The organism is Longimicrobium sp., from assembly GCF_036280135.1.
Lineage (GTDB): Bacteria > Gemmatimonadota > Gemmatimonadetes > Longimicrobiales > Longimicrobiaceae > Longimicrobium.
In genome coordinates this window covers 1-7,616 of record NZ_DASURI010000602.1, presented here as the reverse complement: position 1 = coordinate 7,616, position 7,616 = coordinate 1, and the positions used below count along the sequence as shown (strand labels likewise).

Sequence of the window (7,616 nt, the reverse complement as noted above, 5' to 3'; positions counted from 1 at the left end):
GGCGGTACCTGCTCCGCAGCTACGCGGTGGAGCGGGCCCGCCGCACATCTCCGGAGACACATTCGCTCGAGAGGGTACGCGGCTCCTGGCCGCGGGGGCGAAAAGGTCCCGGGATCCGTGTTTCTTGCGCCGCCATCCGGGCCGAGATAACTATGCCTTTCGTCTGTTCATCGGCAAAGAAGCGTCGTTTTCGGGTCACGTTTTCGCTGGCTGACCATCGTGATGAAGGAGGGCTTCAATGGAACCGGAAATCGCTGCCGCGCTGCTTTCGCCCGTGGGCGGGCTGTTGCTGTACTTCGTCATCCATCTGCTGACGTTTGACTGGATGACCCCCATCGATCGGGCAATCACGGCCGCGGAGAGCCACCAGCTCCGGGGAAACCAGGTCCACTATCGCAATTGCCAGCGGAGGCGGCTGGGCCTGCGGTTGAGCATCATGGCGGACGTGTACGGTCCGGAGGGGGGAGTGTACGTCATCCTAATCAATCGCAAAGGAACCATCCTCGGCATCCGGCGCCTGAACGGCTGGAGGGCGCTGCCCAGGCAGGGAGACGGAAAGGGCGGGGCACGGCGTACGCCGGCGCGGCACCGGTCGTGAGGCCCCGAACGAAACTCTTGCTTCCCCAATCCGTCGGGATTAGCGTAACAGAACGTTGCAGGGCCGTCATTTATGCAGTGGACCGGGCACACTTTGAAAGGGACCCCTCCTAATCGGTTCCCGCGCCCGGAGATGATTCGCAGTTCAACCCGGTTAATGAGCCATGCCCCGGATCATGATCTCGAGGCACGCCTTTTCGTCCCTCCTGGCGTCCTCCCTTGCCCTTGCCGTCTGCGCGTGCGGCCCCGATGACCGCGTCTCCGCGGTCGCCTGCACACAGGTTCCCCTCCACTACCACATCGCGGTAGACCGCTCCGGGTCAATGGCCCGGGAGTGGCCCACGACCCTCGGGAGCGTCGAAACCGCCATCCGGCACGTGCCGGCTGGCGCCCAGCTGCACGTCTATACGTTCGCGGACGACGTGGAGCGGGTGGGAACGTGGACGGTCCAGGGCGGCTCGCGCGACAGCCTCGCCAGGGAGGTGCGGAGCCGGATGGGCCCTGCCGCCGGGCCCCAAAGCCAGACGCACATCTACGCCATGGCGGATACGCTCGCCGCGCGGATGGAGACGGAACGGGACGCCCGGCACGTCGTCTTCTTCGTATCCGACGAGCAGGAAGACGATCCCGCGTACCCCGATTCCGAGCGGCGCCGGGTAGACCAGCGGTGGAGGGACCTGGGGCCGCGCATCCCGTCCTCCATCCGCGTGAGCGCGGTCCGGCTGGGGCAGTGGGACACGTTCCGTCGCATCGTGCCGCAGGCCCGGCCCACCGAGGTCGCGGAGATTAGCACGTTCGGCAGGGTCATCGCGCGGGAGATCGAGAACGATTCGTTCGCCCTCCAGCGCCAGCGCGAGCGCGCCGAGCCGCAGCTTTCCGCGAGCCTCGTTTCGCCGCCGCAGCGCATTCCGTTCTCCGGCGGCGAGGTGGAGCTGGCGGTTACCTCCAGCGCCCGGTGCGGCGTCTACCACCTGGCGGACGGCACCCGGGTAGGCCCGGGAGAAACGGTCATCCTGCGCCGGCACGTCGAGTCGCCGTTGAGCTGGGCCGACGGCTTCTGGGGCGGCGCGTCGGGGCCGGTGGCGGTGTCCAGCGTGCTGGACGACGGGTTCCTGCGCCCGCGCGTCGCGCGGTACGTCCCGGCGCCCGGCGCGGGCTCGGGCGACACGACGTACGCGGCGGGCGGGCACGCGCTGCGGGCCGCCGGCGGGGACCTGGTGTTCCTTCCCATCAACGGGTGGCTGCGGCGGTTCCTTCCCATCGCCGCCCTGCTCGTGGCGGCGCTGGCCGCCGCGCTGCGCGGCCTTCGGCCGCGGGGCGGAACCCTGTGGCGCACCTACAAGCTCGATCCGGCCACCGGAACCGAGGATCTTTACGCGGCGCGCGCGGGCAAGGAACAGGAGCTGGCGCGGCTCCCGGGCCGCCCGGGCATCGCCGTACGTCTCGCGCGCGTCTCGCCCTGGAGCGATCCCCGCAAGAAGGTCCTGGCCATTCGCGTGGTCGGCGAGGGGGCGGTGGGGGTTGCCCGGCAGGACCGCGAAACGGGCGAATACCACGTGGACTGGCTTCGTGCCGAAGAGACCGCGCAGGTGAGCGAGTCCGCGTTCATTCTCCTGGGCGAGGCCGGCGCCGAACGGCCCCGTACGCTCAAGGACGGCACGCCGGAGCTGTACCCTGGATACGAGTGGAAGCCTTGATTGGAGCTGAATTCAATGGAGGAGAACGTCGTGGAAGGCATTGACCTGAAGTCCCCCCGCACGCTTGGCGACATCGATCCGACCGTGTTCATCGCGCTGGGAGGCGCCGGCGGGCACGTGCTGGGCAGGGTCCGGCGCATCTTCCAGGAGGAGTTCGCGGACGAGCTGGACGGCGGCGGCGCCTCGCCGCTGCAGTTTCTTTTGCTGGACGCCGACGATTTCGACAAGCTCCCCGAGGAGGTAAAGGCCAACCTCCCCGACCGGGAAGACGACTTTCTCTCCCTGAGCCACTTCAACCCCAACCGCTACGCGCGGCGCCAGCTGGAGATCCCCGACAGCGACCTTCACCGCTGGTTTGACCGCCGGGCGCTCCGATTCCTGGAGGACGGGATCATCCGCGACGGCGCCAGCCGCCTGCGCATGCTGGGGCGGCTGTGCCTGCACTACAGCTACCGCGAGGTGGAGCAGCGAATCCGGGCCAAGCTGCAGAAGGCCGCCGACGCCGACGTGCATCGCACCCTCACCCGCGTGCGTCCCGAGCCGCGGCCCCTTCGCGTCTTCATCATCGCCAGCAGCTGCGGGGGCACGGGGAGCGCGGCGTTCCTGGACGTGGCGGCCATGGTCAACCGCATCGCGCGCGAGCGGGGAACCACGCCCAGCGTGACCGGGTTCGTGTTCCTCCCGTTTCCGTTCATCGAGGCGAACGCGCAGATCGACTCCGCGCTCGAGGCGTTCTACCAGCACAACGCCTGGGCGTTCTTCGAGGAGCTCAACCACCTGCTGCTGCACCCGGAGCGCGTCTCCGAGTTCGTGCTGGACCTGGACCGCCCCGACGGCCGCCCGCCCCGCGCCCATGGATTCACGGGCGAGCTGTTCCGGACGATCTACCTGCTGAACGACCAGATCCCCACGGTGGGCCGGATGTACTTCCCCCAGATGTACGCCTACACGGCCAAGGGGATCTTCGACCTCTTTCTCGCGCCCGACGAGGGGACGATCCAGTCCCACTACAGCAACATCAAGACGAAGCTGGGCGAGACCGACCGCATCCACGGGCAGCTCAAGCGGTTCGCGACGTTCGGCTATGCCGAGTACCGCCTGCGCACCGGCAGCCTCGCCGAGGCCCTGGCGACCCGGGCCGTGGAGCGGACGTGGGCGAACCTCACGTCGTCCCCGGAGAAGGAGGGGGCCGAGGCGGCCGCGGCCGCGCAGCTCGGGGACCTTGTCGACCGCACGGTGCAGAAGATTCGCCACCAGGCCTGCGACTGGGCGCTGCCCATCGGCAACGCCGCGAAGCACGTCACGGAGGCTCGTGGCACGGAAGCGCTCCAGGGGATCGCCTCCGGCCGGTTCACCTTCGCGCAGAACGCCTGGGAAGCGCGGCGCGCGGAGCTCCCCGGGCCAGCGGAGGTGCTGGGCGCTCTGCAGGGAGAGATCGCCGCGGCGCTCGACGCGAGGCTGGAATGGCCCCCGCTGGGCGTCCAGCGGGAGATCGGGGTCCTGGAAGGGTTGCGCGCGCGGATCCGCGGGCAGGCGGAGGCGCTGCGGGTCGACAAGCCCGGGGCCCTGACCGTAGACCCGGAAATCGTGACGGCGCAGGGCAACGTCTCGGCCCTGGCCGGGCGAATCGGCAGGCGCGGACGATGGGGAATCCGGAGAGCGGCGGATGCCGTCTCCAAGCCGGACTTCATCATCGAGATGGAAAGCTACTTCAAGACGCTTCGGACCGCCGTGGACCAGCGCCAGGAAGCCGAGATCCGCCTGCGGATCGCCGCCGTCCTGGACGAGATCGCGCGGGACGGGGGATGGCTCTCCGGCCGCGTCGAAGCCCTCCGCAAGCTGACCGAGGCCCTCAACCGCCCGGAGCGCGGCAGGGCCGGGGAGGGGTTCTCCGAGGCCATCCCCACCGTCCGGTTGTTTCCATCGGACGAGGAAGTGGCCCGCGAGGCCGCCGCGCGGCTGGAGCGAACGCGGTCCGAGGTGGGACGCGTGGTGGAGCAGGCGGAGCGGGAGTGCTGGAAGCGGTTCGTGGAAGCGCCCGGGGAGCATACGCCCCAGGGGGCGGCGCGGCTTCACCGCGACCTGCGGCGGGTCTGGCGCACGGAGATCGAGACGCTGCCGGAGCTGGCCTCCACGCGCGAGATGCGCGACCCGCTGGCGGCCGGCGCCCCCCGCGAGGCGGGCGAGCACCTGCGGGAGCTCGTGGCCATGTCCCACCCGGCGTGCCCCGTGGAGCGCACGGGGCTTCACCCGGCCGACACCATCGCGCAGATCCCCTCCGTGACCTGGCCGTGGAGCGTGGAGCACAAGGGGCGGGTCCTGAAGACGCTGGGCATCACGTTCGACGCGGGCGTGGCCCGCTCCGGGGAGCGAAAGAAGCGCGTCTCCGTGCTGCAGGCGTGGTACGGCTTTGCCTCGCGCGCGCTGGAGGGGATGGAGGCGCTGCGCCGCAGCTACCTGGAGCGGCACCGGGGCACCTCGCTTCCCCACATCCACGCGGCGTGGAACGACCGGGGCGTGGGCTGCGCCGCGGAGGGCCTGGTTCGCCTGTCGGACGAGGACGTGCTGCTCGCGGCGCGCGCCCTCGCCATCTCGTACCGGCCCGCCACGGCGCAGGCCGCGACGGCGCACGCGGGGGAGACCCCGGTTTCCGGGGCGGCGCCCGGGGGCGATGCGTCCGTGGGACAGCGAATCGCGCTTCCCGGGATCCGCATCGTGCGCGACCCCCGCGACGCGGCCCCCTTCTACCTGGTGATGTACGACCAGACGGGCGGCCGCACCACGCTGCGCTGGCGCGACGTGCGCCCCGTGTCGGGCCACCGGCAGACGTGGGAGATGGTCTACGGCGATGCCCCGGCATCCGCCGGGTGCGGCGGCGTGGAGAGCGGCGTCCTTGCCCCGGCCGGGCTGGACCTGGAGCGGGACCTCGTCGCCTACCTGGGGTCGGAGGTTCGTCCGCGGCACGCCGAGTTCCTGGCGGGCCTGGACCGGCTGGAGCGCGCGTCGGCGGAGAACGAGGCCTACCTCGAGACGTATCGCGCATACCTCGCGCACCTCGAGGCGCTAGTCCGAAAGGAAGAGGAACGGGGACGCGAGCTGCACCTCCCCATCCTGCGCCGCCTGGTGGACGCGTTGCACCGGCACGTCCGCGGCCTCACCCTCGACGAGAGCATTCCCCTGTGAGCACAGTGCCTTCCGTTTCGCCCCACGTGCACCCCGGACTCGTGCTCCTGGTGGCGGAGCCCGTGGCCCGGCAGCCGGCCGACGAGTTCCTTCGCGCCCTGCGCGCCCGCCTGGGCGACAATCCCACGGTGGGCGTGCTGGACTTTCGCGAGCTTCGCGCGGGCGGCTTTCCGCCCGCGCCCGCCAGCTTCCTGGGCCAGGTGAAGTTCGAGCGGTGGCTGGCCGACCGCGCGACGGACGTGCTGCGGGCCTCCGGGGCCGTACGCTCCGCACACGGAAAGTTCCTGGTGACGGTCGTGGGGCTGCTGTGCGAGGAGTCGTCGCGCCGGTACTCCGTTTCCGTGCTGCCCTACATCCAGAACGCGTTCCGCCGCATCGCCCTGCCGGCGGGGATCGAGCCCTCCATCGTGGGCGTCTCCGTCCTCCCCGAGCGGTGGACCTCGCTGGAGGCGGCGGGCCTCTTCGCGTGGCTCAAGGAGTTCAACGGTGCGCTGCGGCTGGCGGGGCGGCCGGGAATGCCCCGCTACACCATGGCCACCGTCATCGCCCGCGCGCGCGCCACGGACCGCGACGAGGAAGAGGCCGTCACCGAGCCCGAGACCGAGCTCGCGCGCGCCGCGGCCGAGTTCACGGCCGCCTGCCATACGTCGGGGGTGGTGGACTGGGCCCGCGCGAACGAGCGGGGCCGCGCGAACGGCACCCACTTTCACACGTACGGGATCACGTCCCTCAGCGAATCGGACCTGCGCGTGCAGGTGGAGCTGAGCCAGGTGCTCTGGCCGGTGCTGCGCGACGTGCGTCCCCGGAGCGGCCGGGCGGTCACGCGTGCCCTGGTGGGCGCTTCCGACTTCGCCGAGCCCTACCTGGAGGGGTGGGAGCGGATCCCCGCGGCCCGGGTGGCGGGCGGCCGCGCCTGGCTCCTGCGGATGGCGGCGGGGCTGCAGCCGGAGGACCTGATCGGCGCCGAGGAGTGGCGGTTTCGCTACGACCGGCTGCCCGTGGCGACGCGGGCGTCGCTGCACGGCATTCACGAGGCGCTCGACTGGCCGGACCCCCTGACGCGTCCCGCGCCCGCTTCCACCCCCCAACCGGAGCCTCTCGCCGTATGAAAGCCGTGCTGGAGGGGCGCGACGTCCCCCGTAGCGGGCAGCGCCGGATCTGCCCCGCCGTGATGATCCTGCTGGACGACGACGTGGCCGGGCTCGGCGCCGACCTCGCCCTGGAGATGGCCCGCTGGCACCCGGATGCGCTGGCGTTCTCCACGGCCGTGCGCATGACGGGACGCGAGGGCGAGGACCGCCGCCGGCGCCTGGTGCGCGTGGGGATGGAAGCCGTGACCGACGTGGTGGCACGCCGCGACGTGCTGCAGCGGGGGCACTTCGTGGAAGACACCATCCGGGTGTTCGTCGTCTTTTCCGCCGGGGGAACGCTCCCCGACGGCGGGCTGTCGAAGGTGCTGCAGACCGTGCACCGCGTGGCCGCCGAGTTCTTTGACCAGACGCGGCTGGAGGTGCACGCCCTGGTGTTCCTCCCGGACCTGGCGGACCCGTGGGAGCGCGAGCTGCGGTACCGCGACGCCTACCTCAAGCTCCTGGAGGTGGACGAAGCCGGGGGGACGGACCGGGCCCTCGCGCACCGGCCCCACTCGTCGTTCGACCACCGGTGGTTCGTGGACTCGCGGACGCGGGCGGGCGGGCACGCGGGGCGGCTGTCCGACGTGCGCTCGCCCGTCGCCGAGTTCCTGGCCGTGCTCCTGGACGGCCGCGACGAGGGCCCCGCCGCGGCGGCCCTCCAGGCGCGGGAGCAGCTCCGCGCCTGGTCCCGCGAACGGCACTCGGCGTACAGCACCTTTGGCCTGGCCGTGCTGTTCCACTACCCCGACATGCTGCTGCGCGCCCTGTCGTGCTACGCGGGCGAGCGATACCTGGCCGCGTACCTGGGGCGGGTGGCGGCCGTCCACACCCACGCGCCCGACGCGCTCGACGTGCTGCCGGCGGAGCCCGCCGCCGAGGCGGACTTCGCGCAGGTGCTTCGCGACTGGAGCGACCGCATCCGCGCGCAGGTCGCCGGCGGCATCCTGTCCGACCTGGCGGGGTCCGTGCGGCTGGGCGCGGAGGAGCGGACGCGCCAGTCCGCCCA

General features: G+C 71.5%; 5 protein-coding genes. All 5 read left to right on the top strand.

What is annotated here, in order from left to right; translation table 11 throughout:
- The first annotated feature begins 238 nt into the window (after window positions 1-238).
- Complete coding sequence (locus VFZ20_RS19425) at window positions 239-598, top strand: hypothetical protein (protein WP_329685592.1); 360 nt, start codon at window positions 239-241, stop codon at window positions 596-598.
- Window positions 599-761: 163 nt separating this feature from the next.
- Window positions 762-2,294 carry a vWA domain-containing protein gene (locus VFZ20_RS19420; protein ID WP_329685591.1) on the top strand — a complete coding sequence of 511 codons (1,533 nt, stop codon included), beginning with the start codon at window positions 762-764 and terminating at the stop codon, window positions 2,292-2,294.
- A gap of 15 nt (window positions 2,295-2,309) precedes the next feature.
- Window positions 2,310-5,477, top strand: a complete 3,168-nt coding sequence (locus VFZ20_RS19415) for a tubulin-like doman-containing protein (RefSeq protein WP_329685590.1) — start codon at window positions 2,310-2,312, stop codon at window positions 5,475-5,477.
- Between the two features lie 5 nt (window positions 5,478-5,482).
- Window positions 5,483-6,586 carry a hypothetical protein gene (locus VFZ20_RS19410; RefSeq protein ID WP_329685589.1) on the top strand — a complete coding sequence of 368 codons (1,104 nt, stop codon included), beginning with the start codon at window positions 5,483-5,485 and terminating at the stop codon, window positions 6,584-6,586.
- Window positions 6,583-7,616: hypothetical protein (locus VFZ20_RS19405; RefSeq protein WP_329685588.1), on the top strand; the 1,034-nt coding region annotated here is incomplete at its 3' end. The genes VFZ20_RS19410 and VFZ20_RS19405, both read left to right, overlap by 4 nt.

What these genes read in the sequence shown, in the direction of transcription:
- VFZ20_RS19425 (WP_329685592.1), top strand. Translation starts at nt 239, where the DNA reads ATGGAACCGGAAATCGCTGCCGCGCTGCTTTCGCCCGTGGGCGGGCTG.
- VFZ20_RS19420 (WP_329685591.1), top strand. Translation starts at nt 762, where the DNA reads ATGCCCCGGATCATGATCTCGAGGCACGCCTTTTCGTCCCTCCTGGCG.
- VFZ20_RS19415 (WP_329685590.1), top strand. Translation starts at nt 2,310, where the DNA reads ATGGAGGAGAACGTCGTGGAAGGCATTGACCTGAAGTCCCCCCGCACG.